We start from the raw sequence: 21,737 nt of genomic DNA on the forward strand, positions 1-21,737 counted from the left end.
ATGTTGACACAGAAATGAAATCGGGACACGCTATGCTTTTTTTGAGGAAATTCACGCGCAATTCGTTACCGTTTTCCTCTGCCTGATCTCTTTTCGTCAACCTCTGTCAACCACCGTCGACTGATAACCCAAGGAAAAGCCAACATGAAATTATCCCGTCTGATGAGCCACATTCTCGGAGCCGGCCTCGTTGTTTCAAGCATGGCCAGCCCCGCCTGGGCACAAGACCAGAAGTTGCGGCTGATTACCTGGGCCGACTATGTCCCGGCTGATGTCGTGGCGCAGTTCAAGAAAGAGACCGGGATCGATGTTGAACTCACGCTGTCCAATAACGAAGAAATGATTTCCAAGCTGCGCGCCACAGGCGGCGCCGGCTTCGACCTGGCCCAGCCCTCGCAGGACCGCATCACCGGCCCGCAGCAGGAGTTCGGCATCTACAAACCCATGGACCTCAGCAAGATCAAGTCAGATCTGTTCATCCCGTCCATGCTGGAAGCCACCAAGAAAAACACCACGCTGGACGGCAAGGTCTACGGCCTGCCGCACATCTGGGGTACCGACGGCCTGGTGGTGAACACCAAGCTGGCCAAGATGACCGACTACCCTGACCTGTGCAAGGCCGATGTCAAGGGAAAAACCGCCGTGCGCCTGAAGCGCCCCACCCTGCTGGCCTTCGCCTTTGCTTCCGGCAAAGACCCGTTTGCGCTCTACAAGGACCCGAAAGCCTACGGCGCGCTGATGGACGAAGTCGGCAAGACCATGATTGCCTGCAAGAGCAACATCAAGTTCTACTGGGACAACAAAGACCAGTTGCTCAACGGCATGCGCGCCGGCGAGGTGGTAGGAGCCATGATGTGGGACACCGGCGGCTGGAAGCTCAATGCCGAAAAACCTGAAATCCAGTTCATCGCACCGAAGTCGGGCGCGCTCGGCTGGATCGACACCTTCGCCATTCCCGCCAAAGGCCGCAACGATGCCGCCGCCTATGCCTGGATCAACTTCAACATGCGTCCCGAGATCGCTGCCAAGGTCGCGGGTTCTGCCGGCAACTTCACCGCCTCCAAAGGTGCCGACCAGCTGGCCGATCCCAAGCTGAAAGCCCAGTTCGCCGCCAGCTTCCCTGAAGCCGCGTTGAAAAACGTGAAGTGGTATCCCGCAGTGCCTGCCGGCATCGAGGACATCGAAGGCCGCGTATTAGACCGCGTGAAAGCAGCCCAATAACCGGCAACCGGCCTATCACCGGTGCACGCAGACCTTCAAGCCGAACACGTCGGTAAAACCTACGCCGGCCAGCCCGCAGTCAAGGACTTGTCCTTTTCCGTGGAGCGCGGCAGCTTCTTTTCCATCCTCGGCCCGTCGGGCTGCGGAAAGACGACGCTGCTGCGCATGATCGCCGGCTTTCTGTCGCCCGATGCGGGCCAGATCCACATCGGCGGTAAACCCATGAACGGCGTGCCGCCCAACCAGCGGCCCGTCAACATGGTGTTCCAGCACCTGGCACTGTTCCCCATGATGTCGGTCGGTGAAAACGTCGGCTACGGCCTGGCACGGCGCGGCCTCTCGCGCGCCGACATCAGCGCCAAGGTCGGCGCCATGCTCGAACGCGTGAGCCTGCCCGGCATGCAGGACAAGCGCGTCGACCAGCTATCGGGCGGGCAGCGGCAGCGCGTGGCGATTGCGCGAAGCCTGGTGCTCGAGCCCACCCTGCTGCTGCTCGACGAACCCCTGGGAGCGCTGGATTTAAAGCTGCGCGAGCACATGAAAGTCGAGCTCAAGCAGCTGCAGGCGGCCTTCGGCACCACTTTCGTCTACATCACGCACGACCAGTCCGAGGCATTGGTGCTGTCCGACCATGTCGCAGTCATGAATGCCGGCAGCTTTGAGCAGGTGGGTACACCGCAAGAGCTGTACTACCAGCCGCAAACGCCTTTTGTCGCGGGCTTTGTGGGCGCCAACAACAAGCTGCAAGGCAGTGCCGCCGCAGGCGCGGAAGCCGGCAGCGTGGTGGCGCTAGCCACCGGCCAGGGCCTTGCCATGCATGCCCGTGCCGTCGGCAAAGTTCTGCCGAGTCAGACCGTGCAGGCTTTCGTGCGGCCCGAAGCAATCAGCCTGGCCCGCGACGCCGCAGAGCTGCCCGCTGACCACACCGCCTATGCGGGCCAGGTCGAGAGCCTGCTCTTTGACGGCGCCAATTCGGCCGTGTTGCTGCGCGAAACCACCAGCCGCACGGAATTTCGCATCGCGCTACCGCAGACCGGCCGCTTCGCCGACTTGCGTGTCGGTGAAACGGTGGCCTTCAGCTTCGACCCCGCGCAAGCCACCTGTTTCGGGACAGCCGGCGCCTAGCGCCTGCAGATCATGCAAGCCACAGCTACCCTGCCCGCAGCGAATGCCGGACCCGCATCGGCGCAGGCCAAACTCATCCTGCTGTTGTTGCTGGCGCCGGCGCTGATCTGGCTCGTGGGCCTGATCGTGCTGCCGCACATCGACCTGGCCATCCTGTCGCTGCGCGAACGCATCGCACCGCGGCAATATGCGCCCAGCATCGCGCAGTACCGCACCTTCATCGACGAACCGCTGTACTGGCACACCTTTGTGCGCACCGCCGTCATGTCCATCCTGGCCACATTGATCACACTGCTGCTGGCGTTTCCCATCGCCTGGACGATTGCCAAGCTGGTGCGCGGCCGCGCCAAGTCAATGCTGCTGGTGATGTGCCTGATTCCCTTCTGGGTCAGCGAAACCGTGCGCACCCTGGGCTGGATGATTTTGCTGCGCGAATCCGGCGTGCTGCCCGCCGTGCTGGTGCAGTTGGGCCTCACTGATGCACCCGTCGAGTTGCTCTACCGCGACGCCACCATCCTGGTCGGCCTGGTCTATACCTCCATGCTGTTCATGGTGGTGCCGCTGATCAGCGCCCTTGAAAGCCTGGACGACACGCTGATCGAGGCCGCCTATGACCTGGGCGGGAATGGCCCCTCCATCCTGCGGCAAATCGTCATTCCGCATGCCGCGCCCGGCATCCTGGCGGGCTGCATCGTGGTCTTTATGCTGACGCTGGGCAACTACCTCACGCCTACCTTGCTGGGCGGCAAAAATTCGCTGTGGTTTACCGAGCAGATTTACACCCAGTTCATCACGCGCTTTAACTGGGAGCAAGGCGCGGCGTTTGGCTTTTTGCTGCTGGGTTTGTCGACAGCGATCGTCTGGCTTGGCCTTAAATTAACGGGCCAGAAATTCGGCGAAGTCATGAGAAAAACATGACACACCCCCGTTGGACCTCACTGCGTGTAGCTCCCTCCCCGCTGGCAGAGGGCGACCGCTACGGCCCGGCAAAGCCGGCTCCGCGCCGTCACTGGCGAAGACTTGGGGAGAGTGTTAGATGATCGCCTCCCTGCCCCGGCCCGTCTGGCTGCGCACAGGCACGGTGGTGTACGCGCTGGCCTTTTTCGCCTTTTTGTTCCTGCCGCTGGTCGTGGTCGCGGTGTTTGCCTTCAATGACGCACCCTACCCGGCGCCGCCCTGGCGCGGCTTCACGCTCGACTGGTTTTTTGGCAGCAAGTCCGGACGCACAGGCCTTTTTGCCGACGGCCCCATGCTCGCCAGCCTCTGGACCAGCGTGGTGGTGGCCGGCTGGGTCACGCTGCTGGCGGTGCTGGTGGGCACGACCAACGCCTTTTTGATTGAACGCAGCCGCTTTCCGGGCAAACAGGTGCTGTCGATGCTGATGCTGGCGCCGCTGGTCATTCCCGGCGTCATCCTGGGTATTTCCATCCTGGCGTTTGCCAGCCGCCTGGCCCAGTTTGCCGACGACTGGTGGGGGCTGGAGCTGGATTTCCTGCGCCCAGGCCTGCCGCTGGTGGTGCTCGGCCAGTTTTCCTACATCGTGTCCATCGCCACGCTCATCATTTCGGCCCGCCTGAAACGTTTTGACATCACCCTGGAAGAAGCCGCTTATAACCTGGGCGCCTCCCGCGCCGCGGTCTTCGCCACCATCACCCTGCCTTACCTGAAACCCGCGCTCATCGGCGCTGCAGCGATCTCGTTTTTGATGTCCTTCGAGAACTTCAACACCACGCTGATGCTGGTCGGCTCGGACGCACCGCTGACCGTCATGATGTACGGACGCATGCGCGAGGGCGCCACGCCGGTGCTCAATGCCGTCAGCCTGTTCCTGATGCTGGCCTCGGCGGCCTTGGCGCTGACCCTGCTGCGCAAGCCCGCCGACAGCCCCGGCGCCTGAAGCGCCTGAAGCAGTCCAAGCCGCCCCAAAATCGGGCTCGAATCGAGCCCAGACTGCGCAGTAACAAGCGCTTTACAAAGCCCCCTACGCCTATACCCAAATCACGTGCACGGATGCACAAATCGTGATACGGTGCAACTGTAAATACGGGGCCTGAAGCAGGTTTTCACGCCCGGTGGTATCAGCCCGGTTTTGACATTGACCTCACAGGTGAACGGATGCGCAGGCCAGCCCTTTACAGCAGTTCAAACCGTCCGGCGCAGGGCGCGGGTGATGCCCAGGCGCAGCCGCCCGAGCAGGCTGCCGGCCCAGACGGCGCCATTACAGCCCCCGCACCTTCCCGTTTCCCCCGGGTCTCCCGCCTCGCCAAACGGCTTGCCCAAAACCAGCTTTACCTGCTCTGGTCGGTCGTCGGCCTGCTGGCCCTGCTGCTGGCCATCAGCTTTGCCTCCCCGCTGCGGCCTGCGGCCCGCAAGCTGACGCAGGAAGACATCAACGCGGCCGTCCTCAAAACGCTGGAAACCACGGTCCTTCCCTCTCCTGGAACCCGGGCTTACGACACCATCATTCCCTCCGTCGTGCGCATCGTGGGGCTGGGTAAAGACAAGGACGGCAAGGAAGATGGCGAGCGTAGCGTGGGCACCGGCGTGGTCATCGTCGACAAAGGCATCATCCTGACCAACCTGCATGTGGTGCAGGGCGCAACAACCATCAAGGTCACGTTCGCGGACGGCCTGGAGTCCACCGCCAGCATCACCGGCGTGCAACCCGAAAACGACCTGGCCGTGCTGCAGGCCCACAAGATTCCCGACGACCTGATTGCCGCCACCATGCGCTCCACCGCCGACCTGGCGCCGGGCGACCAGGTCATGGCCGTGGGTTATCCCTTCGGTATCGGGCCCTCGGCCTCGGCCGGTGTCATTTCGGGTCTCAAGCGCAACTTCCGCTCGCCCGAAGGCAAGCAGATGATGAGCAACCTGATCCAGTTCGACGCTGCCGCCAACCCCGGCAACTCGGGCGGTCCGCTGGTCACCATGGACGGCGAAGTGATCGGCATCGTGACCGCCATCTTCAACCCCAACCAGCAGCGCACGTTTGTCGGCATCGGTTTTGCGGTGCCGATTGAAAATGCGGCTTCGGCCGCCGGCATGCCCCCCTTCTGAAGACTTTAAGGACATCGACGCATGGAACAGCACACGCCCGAACATTCCGCCAGCCATGACGCCACCGCGCAGCTGATGGAGCAGATCCTCTATGAAGTCAAACGCGTGGTGGTGGGGCAAGACCGCTTTCTTGAGCGCGTCATGGTCGCCATCCTGGCGCAGGGGCATTTGCTGGTGGAAGGCGTTCCCGGCCTGGCCAAGACGCTGACCATCAAGACGCTGGCCAACACCGTGCAGGGCAATTTCAAGCGCATCCAGTTCACCCCCGACCTGGTGCCGGCTGACCTGGTGGGCACGCGCATCTATAACCAGAAAACCGGCGAGTTCACCACCTCGCTCGGGCCGGTGTTTACCAACCTGCTGCTGGCCGACGAAATCAACCGCGCGCCCGCCAAGGTGCAAAGCGCGCTGCTGGAAGTGATGCAGGAACGCCAGGTCACGATTGCAGGCATCACCCACAAAGTGCCCGAGCCCTTCCTCGTCATGGCCACGCAAAATCCGATTGAAACCGAAGGCACTTATCCGCTGCCCGAAGCGCAGGTCGACCGCTTCATGATGAAGGTACTGGTGGACTACCCGACCGACGAAGAAGAATTCGTCATCGTCCAGCGCGTGACCGGCCCGGCTGTGGCGGTGAGCGCGGTGGCCACTACCGAACAGCTGGCCGCACTGCAGGCCGAATGCCGACGCATCTACGTTGACCCGTCCCTTGTGCAATATGCCGTACGGCTGGTGTCGGCCACACGCAACCCGACAAAGCACGGCCTGAAAGACTTGCAGCGCTTCATCACCTTCGGCGCCAGCCCGCGCGCCACCATCAACCTGACCGAAGGCGCCCGCGCGCTGGCCATGCTGCGCGGACGCAGCTACGCCCTGCCCGAAGACATGACCGACCTGGTACCCGACGTGCTGCGCCACAGGCTGGTGCTGTCCTACGAAGCGCTGTCTGAAGGTCTGTCGGCCGACGGCCTAGTCGCGAAGATCATGGCCAAAATCCCGCCCCCAGCAAAACCCTTAGAGCATGAAAAACTCGCAGCCTAAAAAAGTGAGCCCCCACGCTCCGCCGCTACGCGGGTCGCTGCCCCCCGAGGGGGCCGCTGCGCCTGCGGCCCGGCAAAGCCGGTTCCGCGGCCCCGGCTTGGTTAAAGACCCCTCGACTCTGCGACCGTCAGGAGCATGTCCGTGAACGGCTCCTCATCCAACGCCGAACAACTGCTGCGCCGGCTGGAGTGGACCGTGCTGCGTCGGCTTGACGGCCTGCTGCAGGGTGACTACCGCACCTTGCTGCGCGGCACCGGCATGGACCTGGCCGACCTGCGTGAGTACCAGCACCACGACGACGTGCGCCATATCGACTGGAACGTCACCGCCCGGCTTGAGCAACCCCATGTGCGCGTGTTTACCGAAGACCGCGAAATGAGCGCCTGGTTCCTGCTGGACCTGAGCCCTTCGATGGACTTTGGCTCCAGCGAGCTGCGAAAGCGCAATGTGTCCGCTGAATTTGTCGCCGTGCTGGCCCGCATGCTGACACGCCACGGCAACCGCGTGGGCGCCATGCTCTATGGCTCCGGTGTTGATGCCGTTATCCCCGCACGCGGCGGCCGCCACCACGTTCTCCATTTGCTGCACACCTTGCAGGCCCGGCCCGAAACCACAGACCTCGGCCCTACACGCCTTCACGAGTTGCTCGAGTCCGCGGCCAGCTTCATACGCCGACGCTCCACCGTGTTTGTGGTGTCCGACTTCATCAGCGAACCGGGCTGGGAAAAGCCGCTGGGCCAGCTCGCCCGCAGGCACGAAGTGGTGGCCGTGCGCCTGCTCGACCCGCTGGAGCTGGACTTGCCCGACCTGGGCCTCATTCCCATCCGCGATGTCGAAACCGGCGAGCAACTGCTGGTCGATACCCACGACGCGGGCTTTCGCAAACGCTTTGCACGCATCGCGGCCCAGCGCGAGGCCGAGCTGCGGCAGTCGCTGGCGCGTGCCGGCGTGGACACGCTGGAGCTGTCCACAGACGACAACCTGGTTGACGCCATCCTGCGGTTTACCGAGCTCCGCAAACGGCGCAGCCGTACATCAGGCGCCAACGCAGCGGGCGGCAAGCTGCCAGCCCACCTGCAACACGCCGCCTGAAGAAGCCGCCAAGGAACACCTATGAACTTCAGTTGGCTCACCTCATTCATGTCAAAGCTACCTCTGCCGACTTTCCTCTGGCCGGAATTTTTGTGGCTGCTGCTGGGCATTCCCCTGCTGGTGGTCGTGTATGTGTGGCTGCTGCGCCGCAAAAAAAAGATGGCGCTGCGCTACGCCAGCCTGTCCATCGTGCGCGAAGCCATGGGCCGCGGCCAGAGCTTTCGCCGGCATGTTCCACCCCTGCTTTTTTTGCTGTCCATCGCCGCCATGCTGGTGGCGGCATCGCGCCCCTTCGCCGTGATCAGCCTTCCCTCCCAACGCGAAACCATCATCCTTGCCATGGACGTGTCGGGCAGCATGCGCGCCACCGACGTGCAGCCCAACCGCCTGGTCGCCGCCCAGAACGCCGCCAAGGCTTTTCTGGCCGATTTGCCGCGCAATGTACGCGTCGGCATCGTCGCCTTTGCGGGTACTGCCGCCGTCGTGCAGCAGCCCACCCTCAGCCGCGAAGACCTGACGGCAGCCATTGACAAGTTCCAGCTGCAGCGCGGCACCGCCATTGGCAATGGCATCGTCGTGTCGCTGGCCGAGCTGTTCCCCGACGCAGGCATCGACATCGCCTCCATGCAGTACGGAAGGGAAAAGCCCCGCGGCACATCGCTGGACCAGGCCCTGAACCCCGACAAGAACGCGAAGAAAGAATTCACCCCCGTCGCTCCCGGCTCCTACACCTCGGCCGCCATCATCCTGCTGACCGACGGCCAGCGCACCACGGGCGTGGATTCAATCGACGCCGCCAAGCTCGCAGCAGACCGCGGTGTCCGCATCTACACCGTCGGCGTGGGCACGGTGGATGGGGAAACGATTGGTTTTGAAGGCTGGTCCATGCGCGTCAAGCTCGACGAGGAAACCCTCAAAGGCATTGCCCGTGCAACACAGGCCGAGTACTTTTACGCAGGTACGGCGGCCGACCTGAAGAAAGTGTATGAAACCCTCAGTTCGCGCCTGGCGATTGAGAAAAAAGAAACCGAGGTCTCGGGGTTGCTGGCGCTGCTTGCCGCCGTGCTGGCGTTGGTGTCGGCGAGTTTGTCGCTGCTGTGGTTTAACCGGATTCTTTAAGACAAAGCCCCTGCGGCAGCAGCGATTACGACGCAAAAGTGATCATCAGGTCGACCCAGCCTCGACAACAAAGGCCCGCAGCCCGGCCATCTTGCCATCCCGAAAGCGCCAGACATCACAGTAGGCATGGCGCACCGCCTTTCCCTCTTCGTTCTTCAGGGTGATTTCACCGAGCGCCGCGACAAAGTCGTGCTCCGCGATCATGTGATGGACTTCAAACTTCGGTGCCTCCTGGTACGCGGTTGTCATCCACTGGCGAACGGCTTCTTTCCCTTTGATCGTCCTGTCGCCCACAAAAACCCATTCCGAATCTTCCGTGCAGAACTTCAGGAATCCTTCAACATCGCCTTCGGCGATAGCCGCGTTGGCCTTCTTCAAAATCTCTCTGTGCCTCTCTGACATCAAAAAATCCCCTCTTTGAGACTGCCGCAGTTCTATCCGTTCAATGCTTCTGGCATTCCTTCGCGAACGAAGTCAGTGCCTGCGTGAAGGCTTCAGGGACCTCCAGCGGCGCGAATTCGCCGCTGCCGCGCAGCACCTCGCCTTTGATGCGCCTGGCGCCAGCGGTCTTCAAGGCGGGTAGGTAGTCGTCCGGTGAACGCCCGTCGGCGTCGCCGCGGAGGTAGAGCATCGGTGTTTCGATGTTCTTGTGCCGGCTGTTGTGCTGGGCATCGGCCTGCAGGGTGCGGTACCAGTCGAAGCCGGCCTTGAGCGCCTCGGGACGCTCATAGGCGCGCGCAAACGCGGCGCGATGTGCTTCAGTCACGGCCTCCTTGTTGCCCGCCAGGAAGTCCGTGAAAAAATCAAAGTAGGTACGCTGGTGGCCTGAAACCAGCAGCTCCGGCAGCTCCGGCAGCGCATGAAATGCAAAGTGCCAGATACGAGGATCCGACAGCACCTTCTCCCAGGGATCTATGCCGGGGATGACGGTATTCATGACCACAGCCCCCGCGATGCGGTGCCCATGGTCGCGTGCGGCGGCATAGGCAATCATGCCGCCGACATCAAGGCCAGCCATCACCATTGAGCGCGCGCCGGCGCGTTCTGCTGCACTGACAACGATATCTGCCAGGATGGTTTTTTCGGCAGAAGGCGGTGCGCCGCGCGAATCTCCTATCGCCGGCAAGTCAAAGGCCAGAACAAAATGTTCGGTGGCAAGCGCATCGACCACCGGTGCATAGACTTCCTTGCAGTGAGGCCAGCCGTGCAATAGCACAATCGCGGGCCTGGCGGAATTACCTGCCACCAGCAAGCCCAGGCTCAGGCCTTCATGCTCTACGGTGTCGACGCGCATACGGCAATGTACGAATGCACGCGCATGGAGCGCCAACAAGGACACTCACGCGCGTGCGAGTCGTTCTGTGAACGAGGACCGGTTTACCTCTTCGGTTTGCTGACCTCGTGCCCGATCACACCGCCGACTGCGGCGCCGCCTACGGTCCCCAAGGCACTGCCGCCGGTCAGAGCCGCGCCGGCCACACCGCCTACACCGGCGCCGATGGCGGTGTTTTTCTCCTGAGTCGTCATGCCGCTACAGCCCGCCAAACCTGCAAATATCACCGCGCAAAGTGCAGTTTGTTTGATTCCAATCATTTCAGTCTCCTTGAGAACGTTAATGAAAGTGAAGAGCAAATGCCGCTTGATCACGCCGCCAGAGCCTCTTCACGTGAATGAATCGCACACGGTTACCGGCTGCACGCCGGGGTGGCTTTTCATTGCTGGTGTCTTCATGCTAGGAGGCTGCGGGTTCTGTGGTGTAGGACGAACTCCCGATATCGGTACGTACTACGCCCGGTACCTCCGGAGGAAATTTCGCATGCAAGTCCCGCCCGGACCACTTCTCAAGCCTGAACAGGAGCGTACGTGCAACGGAACACAAACGCGTCATCCCACCAAGCGCCTCAGCCCCGGCGCGCCGCCTCTATCGCGGCGACGTCAATCTTTTTCATGGTCATCATCGCGTCGAACACGCGCTTGGCCACTTTGGGGTCGGGGTCGGCTATGCCGTCAGTGAGCGCGCGCGGGGTGATCTGCCATGACAGGCCCCATTTGTCCTTGCACCAGCCGCATTCGCTTTCCTGCCCACCGTTGCCGACGACTGCGTTCCACAAGCGGTCGGTTTCTGCCTGGTCATCGGTTGCGATCTGAAAAGAGAAGGCCTCGCTGTGCTTAAACAGCGGCCCGCCGTTCAGGCCAATGCAGGGGATACCCGCAACAGTGAACTCAACCGTCAGGGCATCTCCCTGTTTGCCGTCAGGATAGTCGCTCGGTGCATAAAAGATCCTGCCGACAGTGCTGTCGGGGAATGTTTTGGCATAGAAGTTCGCTGCATCGAGGGCATCACCGTCGTACCACAGGCAAATGGTGTTCTTGCTGACTTTCTTGCTGGTCATTTCTTGTCTCCTGAAGAGTTAAGCATGGGCACCCGGCGCCCGCCAGGATGCAAAGAATTCCTATCGTACCCATCATGGGGTTCCGGTTTGTCGGATGCGGCTGATGCCGTTGTAAGGGTGCATCGATGTCCACATAAGCGCCGAGTGCCCACCAGGAGTGCCGGGCTTGCTCTTATGTGTGCCTGGCATTAATCTGCTCGATGAGTTCAACCCGAATCTCCCTCCATATCGACGCCCCGCGCCCGCAGGTTTATGCCGCATTGATCCATGCCGAGGCGGTGGTCACACTGTCTCCCTAGAATCGGTGCGGGGTTTGGGTTCCTTTTCATCGAGCTGAACGAAACCGAAAATGAACGAGAAGTCTTTTGATAACAACTACCTGGCTGGATTTCAGCGGCCAGGCTATACCGCAGGAGCACCCATGGACGACGATCAAGACCCAGTCTCTTTGTTTGTGACCGTGCTTGGCGTGCCCGAATCAGTGGCCGTGTTGCTCCTTCGTGCCGGAATGACCACGCTCGAGGAAGTCGCGTATGTCCCGCTGGGAGAACTCCTGGAGACTGGAGGCGTGAGTCCGCAGGTACTAAACCAGGCGAGGGAAAAGGCACGTGCGTACTTGGCTCCTTGAGCGCGGCGGCTACCGCTCAATTTCGACTGACCTCGCTGCGGCCGGGATACCACGGTCTAACAGGTCGATCGACGCGGACGTTCTATCAGCCGGTCATCTCCAACTTCAAGCCGCGCCAATGAAGGTAACTGTCCAAAACGGTGTCACACACGGCCTCTCTCGCCGCGACGTTGAATCGATCATCCCGTTATTCCCGCGTGCATGGTTGGTTGCGGTTCAGCAAATCGTCCTGTACCAGGGCAAGGGCAAAGACGTCAGCGCCCTTTACTATCCCGAAAAGCGGCTGCTCGGCTTGTTCTGGCCGGTCGATGCCACCAATGTTTCCAAGGCCGCAGGCCTGGAAGAGCTTCTTGTGGCGTTGTCGGTGGTCGCAGATAGAGGAGAACTACCCGCGCGCCTTTCCAAATCCATACGTAAGCGGCACGCAGCTGACGTTGCTACCATTCACGCGAGCTGCCTGGAGGCAATGGCCAGCAATGCTGCTTAACATGTCAATCGACACGAGCCCTCAATAGCAGAACGCGCCTTCGCCACGAGGTGTTATGGTCCGGTCATCTTCACGCCAGACACAACAACAGAGAATTTCTTCATGCGCTACACAGTCATCTTGTCAACATTGCTTCTTTGCTCTGCCTGCAGCGAAACATCGTCTCCACCCACCGCGGTCATCCCACCCACAGTGCCCGCCACCACATCCGCCGCTGCCAGTGCCACTGCACTCGTATTACCGGATACAAAAGAGGCTACGCAGGCATTCCTTGAAATGATGGAGATGCAGGAATACAAAACCGCCGAACTCAAGCTCGGCACCTGCATCCCGGCCGTTGACGCCAAACACCCAGGTCAGGTGGCCTGCACGGTGTCATTGAAAATTGGGGCTGGGAGTTCTGCAACCCAGGCAGATTTTTACCGCCGCGGCAATAAATGGGTGGCCCAGCCGAGCAGCTCGCAAGATCAGTTGCCATTTCCGGATCCCAAGCTTCGATAGTTACGCGAGCTTGGCGCGTCTCCAGCCGCCGCTCATGCCAAATGTCAGGTATCCCAAATCACAACCGAGGTAATTCATGAGTACGAGAAACACCATCGTTGCCCTTTTTCTTGGCGCTGTTGCTGCCAGTGCAGCCTTCGCACAAGTTGCTGTTACCGCGGCGCTGGATCATTCCACCCTTCTGCAAAGCGCAGATCCAAAACTTTCGGAAAACAAGCGCCTGGTCTATGACTTCTGGCGCGAAGTCTTCGAAGCCGGCCAGCTAGAGCTAGCAGAGAAGTACCTGGCTGAAAATTACATCCAGCACAATCCGAATGTTCCCACTGGCCGCGCAGCGTTTGTCGAATTCTTCGGGAAGTTCAAGAAACTGAAGCCGATAGAAGCCAAGGTCGCAGCTCCACTCGTGGCCATTACGGCGGAAGGAAACCTGGTCATCCTTAGTTTTGTGCGCGAGCAGACGGATCCCAAAGATCCGTCAAAGAAGTACACGACGACGTGGTTTGACATGTTCCGTATTGAGGCCGGCAAGATTGCTGAGCACTGGGATCCGGCCGTAAAGCCGTAGGCCTTGTCGCAGCAACCCAACCGCCCCATCAAACGGATGCCAGGCCAGCTACGCCGTCTTGGTCGCTGTTCGGATGTGAGCACCCAACCCAAACATCGGATCTCGGCTCAATGAATTCGAGGCTCATCGCTGCATTGCTCGGAGTTTTTCTCCTCTGCGTTGCCTTGCTAAGCTTCGCCAAGCCAACTCTCTGCGCAACCGGTTGCGGCAATCTGCTCGAGCCGCTATTTCAAGCAGCCTACTATTTTCTTGGCCCCTGGGGTATACGCGGACTCCTGCTTGCACTCGCCGGTTTGATGTTCTGGGTCGCGATTCGAGGCAGAGAGTAGCGGTCGTGTACTACGGGCCGCCATCGCAGGCACAAACCGCCTATTGCACGTGGCATTCCCGCCGCAGCAACGCCAGCGCGTCGTCAAACGCCTGAACGGCATCGCTTTGCAGTGTGGCCTGTGCCTCTTCTACAAAGTCATCCCACAAGCTGGCGTAGGCGTCCTGGTGCTGCACCGGCGCGTGGTCCACGATGTACTGGTGGGCCAGCGCGGGCTTGAAACCGGATTTGCGGATCTTGCGCAGCAGGGTCGCGGCGCTTTTCCCGGTCAGCAGGGTCTTGGGCGCGGAGCCGGCGGCCACGCACAGGAAAAGGGTTAGCAGCGAACCATCGTCCGCATTGCCGCCGGTTACCTTGCTCCACACGGCGGATGCCTGGCGGTCATGGTGATCGACCTCGTTCAGGCCGTCTTCCACCCAGAAGTAGCGGCCCATGAAGGCCGGGCTGCGGTCAAACAGCTGGCGCGTTGGCAAGGCCGGATCAAGTATTTTTGGCGCGTCGGCCATCACGGACTGCCGCACCGCCTCCACCACATCCCGCAGGTGGGCAGGCAGCTTTTTCGGAGCGGCGAGCGGCAGCGCAGCCGCAACCACAGGCGGAACGGCCCCGTGCTTTTTGCGCAAGGCAGCAATCATCTTCTCGAACGCGACCCAGTCGGGCATCTCGGTGCGACCCGTCGCCAGCACCAGCAAGGCGGTGCGAATCACCGCTTCGGCGTCCTTGCCCGCTTCTTCGAGTTCGGCGGCGTCCATGCCCAGCTCGCCAGCTAACCAGACGGCAGCATCCACCACCTGCGCCACCTGTCTGCGCCGGGCAAGTTCGGCCTGGTAGTCGGCCAGGTTGCGCAGCGACCATTTGGCCAGCAGCGGAATGTGCTCGTCGGTGAAGCCGCCGCGTTCATTCATGCCGAAGTGGCTGTTTTGCGGCATGGCGATCAGGGCTTTGAGCATGTCCGAGCCGCCCTTGGAGCGAGACAGCAGCGAGAAATCGCGCAGCGATTCAGCCGCCTGCCGGAGATCGCCCTGGAAGGAATGTTCGAGGTACAGGCTGACCAGGTTCACCATACGATCGCGGGCCTTTTCCAGGTCCGGGCGCAAGAACTCATTGCCGAAATAACGCGCGATCTGCACCATGCCCTTGGGGCCTTCGACCCGCATGGCTTCGATTTTTTCGGCATTGATGATGCCGTGCTGCACGCCGTACTGCAGCGCCTTCTCAAAAAAAGGGCGCGCATCGTAGAGCGAGATGGTGGAAGGCGAAGACATGGGGGTGCGCAAGTTCAGATCGCCGATTCCTCGTCGGACTCGCGCGCAGTCGGTGTGGCCTTGCCGCGATCGGTGTCACCGGTCTCGACCTTACCGTCGTCCTGCACATCGTCCTCGTTCTCTTCATCCTCATCAGAGGCCGCCTTGTGCGCACTGCCCTTGGCGCGCAGCACCATCAGCATTTCAATGAAGAGGTCCGGCAGTTCGTAGCGCAGCAGCCAGGCGAGCTGCATCCAGTCGTTGTCGGCGACCTCCTCTTGCTGGACACGCGGCCTTTCGTAGGCCGAGGCCAGCAGGGCGGACTGCGACAGCATCTTGCCGTACTCGTCGGCCGCCTCAAAGCTGCCGCTGCGCGCAAAGCCCTCGACACGGCTCCACTGGTCCGAAAAATAATCGGCGAGGGCTTCGCTGCCGCCCTCCAGGTCGCCGATCGCGCTGAGAAATTCCAACGGGTCCGCGTCCTCCCGGAAGATCACCGCATTGACCATGCCGCGCAGATGCGTGCGGGTCAGGTCCTTGTAGAGCTTTTCAATCACCACGGCGCGGGCAAACTGCGCGGGCGTGACCAGCAGGCCGACCACCGACTCCCGGGAGTTGTCGTATTCGCGAATGACGGCCAGGACGTCCTTGGGCGGCAACTGCTCCAGCACCACCATCAGCGCGGCATCACCTTCGTCGTCGGCAAGCGCAACCAGTGCAGCCTCGGCGCCGACGATGTCGCCGGCCGCAATCAGGCTTTGGGTTTTTTCGATCAGGGCGAGATGCGTTGTCATCAGGGTTTTACCTTCCAGTTCATGCTTGCTTGCGTCAGTCTTTGGCGTCAAAGCCCTGCTGGACCAGCCAGTCGGAACCTGCCTCGTGGCGTGCCCGGGCATCGGCGCTTTGCTCACGATCGTCATCGCCCTCAAACATCACCAGGGCGCCGTCACCGTTCTCATCACTGTCTTCGTCGTCATCACCGTCATCATCTTCTTCTGCGCTCACGATGGACGCGGCCACCGGCAGCCCGGCCATGTATTCCAGCCCCGCCGTCAGCGTCAGGAACTTCTCCCCGCCGGGTGCCTGCAGAACGATGTGCGCCAGGTCCTGGGCCCAGGGCGCCAGCACAAAGCCACCTGCCAGGCTGTTCCAGCCCGGAAAGCCATCGACATCGTGGGTGAGCAGGTGTTCCATCACGGCTTTTTCCGTGAAATCAAAACCCTGGTGAAACACCACCGCCACCATCTCGGGGCTGGTGTCCATCATCTGCACCAGAAACGCCATCTCCTGGCGTTTGCCAGACAGGCGCTGGTGCAACACGTCACGCCCCTCGGAGTCGAATCGCAGGTCATCCATCTCGGACTGGTAGGCCGAGCGCAGGTCAAGGAAATAGGGGGAGACGCTCATGCTGACGGGTTTTTCATGGGGTGTTTTTCTTTCGGTCAGCCAGGGTCACAGTAACGGGTTGAAATAGTCGGTCCAGATGGCACGCGCCGTGTCTATCGGGCTGTCAAGCAGGTTGCGGCGGCGGTTGTCGTCATAGGCCTGGCGCTTGTCGGCGTCCGACAGCACCTCATAGGCCTGCTGCACCGCCCTGAAGCGCTCGGGTGCATCAGGGCTGGCATTTTTGTCCGGGTGCCAGAAGGAGGCCTTCAGGCGAAAGGCTTTTTTGACATCGGCCAGCGTTGCCGCGCTGTCCAGCCCGAGGGCGGTGTAGTGATCAGTCATGCGAAGGTGGCTGTGTCCTGGACCGCAGGCAGGGAGCTGCACGGCATGTTGAAAGACTCACGAAGTGAGGCGATACGCCTACGCGCGCGGCGGAGGGATCAAGGATTATGCCTGTCTAGCGCCGTGCGGGCTGGCGGCCGTAAATGGCCTTGTTCCGTTCTGGCGCCCGCAGGTCAGGCCGCAACAGGTACTTCGCCTCACTCCCAGGCCGGCAGCCGCCCCGGCACCAGCGTGAACCGCCGCCCGAACGCACGGCCAGCGTCATCGTGGGTGACCAACACAAAAGTCGTGCCGAAATCGCGCGCTTTGCGCCGGATGCCACGCTGTGTGTGCCCGCCGAGGGCTTCGGCATTGCACCTCAGCAAACCTACAATGGCCGGCAGTTCAAACACATCGCGGGAGAGCGTATGAGTATGAGATTGGCAAGCATTGGTAGGTGCGCGGCGAAGCTTTTGGCTCTGCTTGTTCTGACTGGGACCGGTATCGGCGAAGCGTCGGCACAACCCATCCTGAGTGCTCAGGAAATTACGCGGGGCGTTGTGAAGGTAGCCACAGCCTATGCCGACGCCATTTCATGCGGGCACCCAAAGATCAGTGCAAAAAACATTGCGGCCCTGGTCCCCTACAAAGCGGATGCACGCGATGATGCCCGATACCTTGTCGTTTGGTCGGGAGATATCGGATGCGAGGGCGGTACGGGCTCCGTCAATCCGGCCATTTCCACGGTGAACATTGGCGCAGGAAACAGGTTTTTTGTCGACCCCCTCCGATCATCGCCTTCCATCAAGCATGAGATTCCGGTCCGATATGTTGAACGCCTCGTGGGAACCACAGCAGACTCCCTGACTGTCGAGGGCAAGGCGTATGGACCGAATGATGGGAATTGCTGTCCCTCAACCGATGTCAGGGCTACCGTGAAAGTGGATGCCAAGGGCAACTGGAAAATCATTGACCGAAAGATTATTTCACCGAAAAAATGAGCGCTTTGGGAGAGGCGAGTGATCGCGACGCGCTAGCGGCCGAGACCATACTGCCCGCCCTAGAATTGTTTTACCGCGGCCCTTGCGGGATGCATTACGTCAGGCACTCAAATTCATGTCCGTTCGTCTCCGTCAACTAATTGGCCGCTTTGCGCAGCCGAGGCAGCAAAAGCAATCGATGATCTCGATCGAGATTCGTCGGATTGCTGAGGCAATCGGAGATCCGCCAGAGTTCTCACGCCGAGCACACGAAACGGCGAAAGTGGTCGGAGCAGGCGCGATTGAACTTCTCGCTGCGGAGTTTCACACTGAATCCAGCCCTCCCGAGGAAATTGCGAACAAGTTTCCGGGCCTGGGCCAATGGATTGCCGCGCGGCAGTTCTCGATATTCGAGGTCTTGTTCTGCCTCGGGCCGGCATCGCTACCTGTACTTCGAAGGGTTGCTTTTGGTGAATATGATTGGACACAAGGTAACGCAATCGAAATACTTTGCCGCTTTGCCGCACACGGCATTGAACGCGAACAAATCCTGGCAGGATTAAAGAACGCCATGCCCGGTTTCCGCCATGAGGCGTTGCTCTACGCGGCCGGCCCACTACTTAGCCACGCCAAGACCGACGCAAATATTCAAGTGGTCATCGACGAACTGCTTATCGTGCCAGAGTTCAAGGATGCCTGCGATGAGGTATCCAATACGCGCGCCTGATCTTTTCTTCAAGCGAACCCGCCTACAGCGGCCCGTTTCAGTCAGCCACTAAATTGGAAGGCCAGATGAAGGGAATGTGCCGGCATAAGTCGGCGGCTACGCCTCATTTACGAAGCGCGCAAAAAGGAACGCGTAGCACTTCTTGAATGTGATACGAAAGGGAGCGTCTATTAAAAACGGTCACCCTAACCTGTCGTGTCGATCAACGCGGACGGCCAACGGTATCCGGTCGCTGCGCGGCCACGTTGAGCGGGCCTCGGTCACTTTAACCCCACCTGTTTTTATCCAACATCTCGGCTCAGCCGATCAACCCCACTCCGACAACCGCCCCGACACCAACCTAAACCGTCGCCTGCACCGTGACGCCAGCGTTTCATCATGCGTGACCAGCACAAAGGCGGTGCCGAAATCGCGTGCGAGTTGCAGCATGAGTTCAAACACGCCGTCTGCCGTGCTGCGATCCAGGTTACCGGTTGGCTCATCGGCCAGTACGCACGCGGGCTGCGTAACGAGTGCACGCGCAATCGCGACGCGCTGGCGTTCACCGCCCGAGAGTTCTGCAGGGCGGTGGTGGATACGATCTTGCAGGCCCACAGCCGCCAGCATCTTGGTGGCGATGCGTGCACATTCGGCCGGGGACTCGCGGCGTATCCACAGCGGCATCGCGACGTTGTCCAGTGCACTGAATTCGGGCAGCAAGTGGTGGAACTGGTAGACGAAGCCCAGGTGCTTGTTACGCAGGTCGCCTTGCTGTTGGGGTGACAGGGCTGACAGCGTTTTGCCTTTGAGTTCGACCTGTCCGCTGGTGGGCGCGTCCAGCCCACCCATCAAATGCAGCAAGGTGCTTTTGCCGGAACCTGAGGCGCCGACGATGGCGAGGGTTTCACCGGCGTGCACCTGCAGGTCAACGCCGTGCAGTACGGTCAAATCGATGAGGCCTTCGTGGAAGCGTTTGGTGAGGCCCTTGGCCTTGAGCACTACTTCGCCGTTTGCGTTGGCGCTTTGCAGCGTTGCGGTCATATCGTTTTTCAGTTCACTCATAGCGCAGGGCCTCCGCGGGGTTGACGCGGCTGGCGCGCCAGCTGGGGTAGATGGTGGCCAGGAAAGACAGCACCAAAGAGATGACAACGATGGGCATGATGTCGGCGTATTGCGGTTCACTGGGCATGCGGCTGATGAGGTAAATGTCTTTGGGCAGGAAGCTGGCGTTGAGCGCGCGTTCAATGGCCGGCACGATGACGTCGATGTTGAAGGCGATGCCCAGGCCCAGAATCAGGCCCGAGAGCGTGCCGATCACGCCGACCAGCGCGCCCTGCACCATGAAGATTTTCATGATGCTTTTGGGGCTGGAGCCCAGCGTGCGCAAGATGGCGATGTCGGCGCGCTTGTCGGTCACCGTCATCACCAGCGTGCTGACAAGGTTGAAGGCCGCGACCGCGACGATGAGCGTGAGGATGATGAACATCATGCGTTTTTCAAGTTGCACGGCGGCAAACCAGGTTTTGTTCTGGCGCGTCCAGTCGCGAATCAGCAAGTCACCGCTCAGGCTTCGTGACAGCTCAAATGCCACTTCGCGCGCCTGATGCAGATCTTTCAGCTTGATGCGGATGCCGGTGGGGCCTTCGAGGCGGAAGATCCGCGCCGCGTCGTCCTGGTGCATCATGACCAGGGCCGAGTCGTATTCAAAATGGCCGGAGTCAAAAGTGCCGACCACTGTCATTTGTTTGAGGCGCGGCACCACGCCCGCCGGGGTGACCTGGCCGCTGGGCGCGATCAGGGTGACGCTGTCGCCCTCACGCACGCCCATGGCGCGAGCCAGCTCGCCGCCCAGCACCACGCCGAATTCGCCGGGGATCAGCTTGGCCAGCGTGGGGCCGGATGTCACGGCAAGGTCGGTGACCTGGCCTTCCAGCGCCGGGTCAATGCCGCGCACGACGGTGCCCTTCATGTCTTCGCCGCGCGCCAGCAAAGCCTGCGCGGCGATGAAGGTGGCGGCGCCGGTGACTTGCGGGTTGGCCTTGATTTCAGCCAGCGTTTTTTGCGGGTTTAGCAGGGCAGCGCCGTTGGGGGCGAACACCTCGATGTGCGAGATGACGCCCAGCATGCGGTCACGCACTTCCTTCTGGAAGCCGTTCATCACGCTGAGCACGATGATGAGCGCGGCCACGCCGAGTGCAATGCCCAGCATGGACACGCCTGAGATAAAAGAAATAAAGCCGTTGCGCCGGGTGGCACGGCCGGCGCGGGTGTAACGCCAGCCCACTATCAGCTCATAAGGAATTTGCATACTCAACCTGGTAGTCGTTGCGGGCCACGGGTGGCCAACTCGAACGGATTCTTATAGGGTGCGATTTGAGCGCCCAAATTTGAAGGCCAATTGTGGCATCCCGGACAATAGCCCCATGTCAGCCAATTCCCCCACTCCTTTCACAGGGCCGCAGCTGCTGCTTCCCTTTGCGGCCTGCAGTGCGGAAGCCTGGCTGCCGACCATGAAGGCACTGCCGGTGCAAGGCACGCGCAACCTGAGCCAATTGCTCAAGTGCATGAAGTCAGTACACACTGATACGGCAGATGCACACACGCTGTCGCCGCCGCACGAGCGCGCTTTGGGCCAGGCACTGGGCCTTGCCACTGCGGATACGCCTGACGGGCTGATTCCGTGGGCGGCGCAGGATGCGGCGCAGCACCTGCAAGCCGGCACCGGCAAGGCCTGGGCCTGGGTAACGCCCTGCCACTGGGCCATGGGCCGCGAGCATGCCACGCTGACGGACCCGGCTGCATTGGGACTGACTGAAGCCGAATCCCGCGCGCTGCTGGCGGCCATGCAACCTTACTTTGATGGCGACGGCATCACGATGCACTACGTGCCGGCGCTGGGGCCGTCGCGCTGGCTGGCTGAGGGCGAGGTGTTTCGGAACCTGCCCACCGCATCGCTCGACCGGGTCATGGGCCGCAATGTAGACCCCTGGCTGCCCAGCGCGCACAGTCCGCACAGTCCGCGCGGCGCGGAACGCAGCGCCGGGCCGCCCCAAGCAAGTTCAGCCCCCTCGGGGGGCAGCGCACTACACGAAGTGAGAAGCGTGGGGGCCATATCCCGCAAGATGAAGCTGCTGCAAAACGAAATGCAGATGCTGCTCTACACGCATGCGCTGAACGATGAACGCGCCGAGCGCCGCCAATTGCCGGTCAACTCTTTCTGGCTGAGCGGCAGCGGCGCCCTGCCCGCCGGGTATGCACCCACCAGCCAAACGCCGACCGTGCCGCGCAGCCTGGCGCAAGCCGTTTTTGCTGATGACTGGCAGGCCTATGCCCAGGCCTGGGCCGCACTGGATGCCGGCGAGATGGCGCAGCTGCTGGCCCGCCAGCGCGCGGGCGAGGCCGTGCGGCTGACGCTGTGCGGCGAGCGCGGCTGGCAGACGTTTGAGACACAAAAAACCGGTTTTTTGGCCAAAATTTCAAGCCTTTTGATGCCGCAGCCCTTATGGTACGGGCGCGAGCAGCTATAAAAAAGATAGTAAA

Annotated in this window: 25 protein-coding genes; 15 read left to right on the forward strand and 10 right to left on the reverse strand. The window is 61.2% G+C overall.

Annotation, left to right across the window (positions count from 1 at the left end; all coding sequences use genetic code 11):
* Positions 1-144: 144 nt before the first annotated feature.
* From AC1DYQ_RS05415 to AC1DYQ_RS05450, 8 genes are all read left to right on the forward strand, one after another.
* Positions 145-1,221, forward strand: a complete 1,077-nt coding sequence (locus AC1DYQ_RS05415) for an extracellular solute-binding protein (protein ID WP_477685922.1) — start codon at positions 145-147, stop codon at positions 1,219-1,221.
* 21 nt (positions 1,222-1,242) lie between these two features.
* Complete coding sequence (locus AC1DYQ_RS05420; protein WP_477685923.1) at positions 1,243-2,346, forward strand: ABC transporter ATP-binding protein; 1,104 nt, start codon at positions 1,243-1,245, stop codon at positions 2,344-2,346.
* Between the two features lie 12 nt (positions 2,347-2,358).
* Positions 2,359-3,264: an ABC transporter permease gene (locus tag AC1DYQ_RS05425; protein WP_477685924.1), complete on the forward strand. Its 906-nt coding sequence runs from the start codon at positions 2,359-2,361 to the stop codon at positions 3,262-3,264.
* A 118-nt stretch (positions 3,265-3,382) separates the two neighbouring features.
* Positions 3,383-4,243, forward strand: coding sequence for an ABC transporter permease (locus AC1DYQ_RS05430; protein ID WP_477685925.1), 861 nt, complete (start codon positions 3,383-3,385; stop codon positions 4,241-4,243).
* Positions 4,244-4,461: 218 nt separating this feature from the next.
* Positions 4,462-5,406, forward strand: coding sequence for a S1C family serine protease (locus AC1DYQ_RS05435; RefSeq protein ID WP_477685926.1), 945 nt, complete (start codon positions 4,462-4,464; stop codon positions 5,404-5,406).
* 21 nt (positions 5,407-5,427) lie between these two features.
* Positions 5,428-6,447, forward strand: coding sequence for an AAA family ATPase (locus AC1DYQ_RS05440; protein ID WP_477685927.1), 1,020 nt, complete (start codon positions 5,428-5,430; stop codon positions 6,445-6,447).
* 135 nt (positions 6,448-6,582) lie between these two features.
* Entirely contained in the window at positions 6,583-7,539 is a 957-nt protein-coding gene (locus tag AC1DYQ_RS05445; protein WP_477685928.1) for a DUF58 domain-containing protein, read from the forward strand.
* 48 nt (positions 7,540-7,587) lie between these two features.
* Entirely contained in the window at positions 7,588-8,658 is a 1,071-nt protein-coding gene (locus AC1DYQ_RS05450) for a VWA domain-containing protein (protein WP_477685929.1), read from the forward strand.
* A gap of 45 nt (positions 8,659-8,703) precedes the next feature.
* Here the strand turns inward: AC1DYQ_RS05450 and AC1DYQ_RS05455 are convergent, their stop codons facing one another.
* The 4 genes from AC1DYQ_RS05455 to AC1DYQ_RS05470 all read right to left on the reverse strand — a co-directional run bounded on the left by AC1DYQ_RS05455 (position 8,704) and on the right by AC1DYQ_RS05470 (position 11,051).
* Entirely contained in the window at positions 8,704-9,036 is a 333-nt protein-coding gene (locus AC1DYQ_RS05455; RefSeq protein ID WP_477685930.1) for a nuclear transport factor 2 family protein, read from the reverse strand.
* A 64-nt stretch (positions 9,037-9,100) separates the two neighbouring features.
* Positions 9,101-9,952: an alpha/beta fold hydrolase gene (locus AC1DYQ_RS05460; protein WP_477685931.1), complete on the reverse strand. Its 852-nt coding sequence runs from the start codon at positions 9,950-9,952 to the stop codon at positions 9,101-9,103.
* A gap of 83 nt (positions 9,953-10,035) precedes the next feature.
* Positions 10,036-10,251: a glycine zipper 2TM domain-containing protein gene (locus AC1DYQ_RS05465; RefSeq protein WP_477685932.1), complete on the reverse strand. Its 216-nt coding sequence runs from the start codon at positions 10,249-10,251 to the stop codon at positions 10,036-10,038.
* A 308-nt stretch (positions 10,252-10,559) separates the two neighbouring features.
* The gene (locus tag AC1DYQ_RS05470; protein WP_477685933.1) at positions 10,560-11,051 is read right to left on the reverse strand and encodes a VOC family protein; all 492 of its coding nucleotides are present in this window, start codon (positions 11,049-11,051) and stop codon (positions 10,560-10,562) included.
* Between the two features lie 349 nt (positions 11,052-11,400).
* On the opposite strand from AC1DYQ_RS05470, the gene AC1DYQ_RS05475 reads away from it, so the two are divergent.
* From AC1DYQ_RS05475 to AC1DYQ_RS05490, 4 genes are all read left to right on the forward strand, one after another.
* Complete coding sequence (locus AC1DYQ_RS05475) at positions 11,401-11,679, forward strand: hypothetical protein (RefSeq protein WP_477685934.1); 279 nt, start codon at positions 11,401-11,403, stop codon at positions 11,677-11,679.
* Positions 11,680-11,797: 118 nt separating this feature from the next.
* Complete coding sequence (locus AC1DYQ_RS05480; RefSeq protein WP_477685935.1) at positions 11,798-12,166, forward strand: hypothetical protein; 369 nt, start codon at positions 11,798-11,800, stop codon at positions 12,164-12,166.
* A gap of 102 nt (positions 12,167-12,268) precedes the next feature.
* Positions 12,269-12,667: a hypothetical protein gene (locus AC1DYQ_RS05485; RefSeq protein WP_477685936.1), complete on the forward strand. Its 399-nt coding sequence runs from the start codon at positions 12,269-12,271 to the stop codon at positions 12,665-12,667.
* Between the two features lie 76 nt (positions 12,668-12,743).
* Positions 12,744-13,232, forward strand: coding sequence for a nuclear transport factor 2 family protein (locus AC1DYQ_RS05490; protein ID WP_477685937.1), 489 nt, complete (start codon positions 12,744-12,746; stop codon positions 13,230-13,232).
* A 369-nt stretch (positions 13,233-13,601) separates the two neighbouring features.
* Here the strand turns inward: AC1DYQ_RS05490 and AC1DYQ_RS05495 are convergent, their stop codons facing one another.
* From AC1DYQ_RS05495 to AC1DYQ_RS05510, 4 genes are read right to left on the reverse strand one after another with little or no spacing between them, the layout of a single operon-like run.
* Positions 13,602-14,825 carry a hypothetical protein gene (locus AC1DYQ_RS05495; RefSeq protein ID WP_477685938.1) on the reverse strand — a complete coding sequence of 408 codons (1,224 nt, stop codon included), beginning with the start codon at positions 14,823-14,825 and terminating at the stop codon, positions 13,602-13,604.
* A gap of 14 nt (positions 14,826-14,839) precedes the next feature.
* The gene (locus AC1DYQ_RS05500; protein ID WP_477685939.1) at positions 14,840-15,598 is read right to left on the reverse strand and encodes a hypothetical protein; all 759 of its coding nucleotides are present in this window, start codon (positions 15,596-15,598) and stop codon (positions 14,840-14,842) included.
* 34 nt (positions 15,599-15,632) lie between these two features.
* Positions 15,633-16,211: a hypothetical protein gene (locus tag AC1DYQ_RS05505; protein WP_477685940.1), complete on the reverse strand. Its 579-nt coding sequence runs from the start codon at positions 16,209-16,211 to the stop codon at positions 15,633-15,635.
* A 45-nt stretch (positions 16,212-16,256) separates the two neighbouring features.
* Entirely contained in the window at positions 16,257-16,532 is a 276-nt protein-coding gene (locus AC1DYQ_RS05510; RefSeq protein ID WP_477685941.1) for a DnaJ domain-containing protein, read from the reverse strand.
* Between the two features lie 266 nt (positions 16,533-16,798).
* Here AC1DYQ_RS05510 and AC1DYQ_RS05515 point away from each other — a divergent pair, with 266 nt between their 5' ends.
* Positions 16,799-17,512: a hypothetical protein gene (locus tag AC1DYQ_RS05515; RefSeq protein ID WP_477685942.1), complete on the forward strand. Its 714-nt coding sequence runs from the start codon at positions 16,799-16,801 to the stop codon at positions 17,510-17,512.
* Between the two features lie 115 nt (positions 17,513-17,627).
* On the forward strand, positions 17,628-18,218 hold the full coding sequence (locus AC1DYQ_RS05520) for a hypothetical protein (protein ID WP_477685943.1): 591 nt from the start codon (positions 17,628-17,630) through the stop codon (positions 18,216-18,218).
* A gap of 306 nt (positions 18,219-18,524) precedes the next feature.
* Here AC1DYQ_RS05520 and lolD read toward each other — a convergent pair whose 3' ends face one another.
* Together lolD and AC1DYQ_RS05530 are read right to left on the reverse strand one after the other, a co-directional pair.
* Positions 18,525-19,259 carry a lipoprotein-releasing ABC transporter ATP-binding protein LolD gene (gene lolD / locus AC1DYQ_RS05525; protein WP_477685944.1) on the reverse strand — a complete coding sequence of 245 codons (735 nt, stop codon included), beginning with the start codon at positions 19,257-19,259 and terminating at the stop codon, positions 18,525-18,527.
* Positions 19,252-20,505, reverse strand: coding sequence for a lipoprotein-releasing ABC transporter permease subunit (locus tag AC1DYQ_RS05530; RefSeq protein WP_477685945.1), 1,254 nt, complete (start codon positions 20,503-20,505; stop codon positions 19,252-19,254). The genes lolD and AC1DYQ_RS05530 overlap by 8 nt, the downstream gene beginning before the upstream one ends.
* Positions 20,506-20,620: 115 nt before the next feature.
* On the opposite strand from AC1DYQ_RS05530, the gene AC1DYQ_RS05535 reads away from it, so the two are divergent.
* A complete protein-coding gene (locus tag AC1DYQ_RS05535) occupies positions 20,621-21,724 on the forward strand; it encodes a hypothetical protein (RefSeq protein ID WP_477685946.1) in 1,104 nt (367 codons plus the stop codon).
* The last annotated feature ends 13 nt before the right edge of the window (positions 21,725-21,737 follow it).

Source organism: Polaromonas sp. P1_F4 (assembly GCF_056405675.1).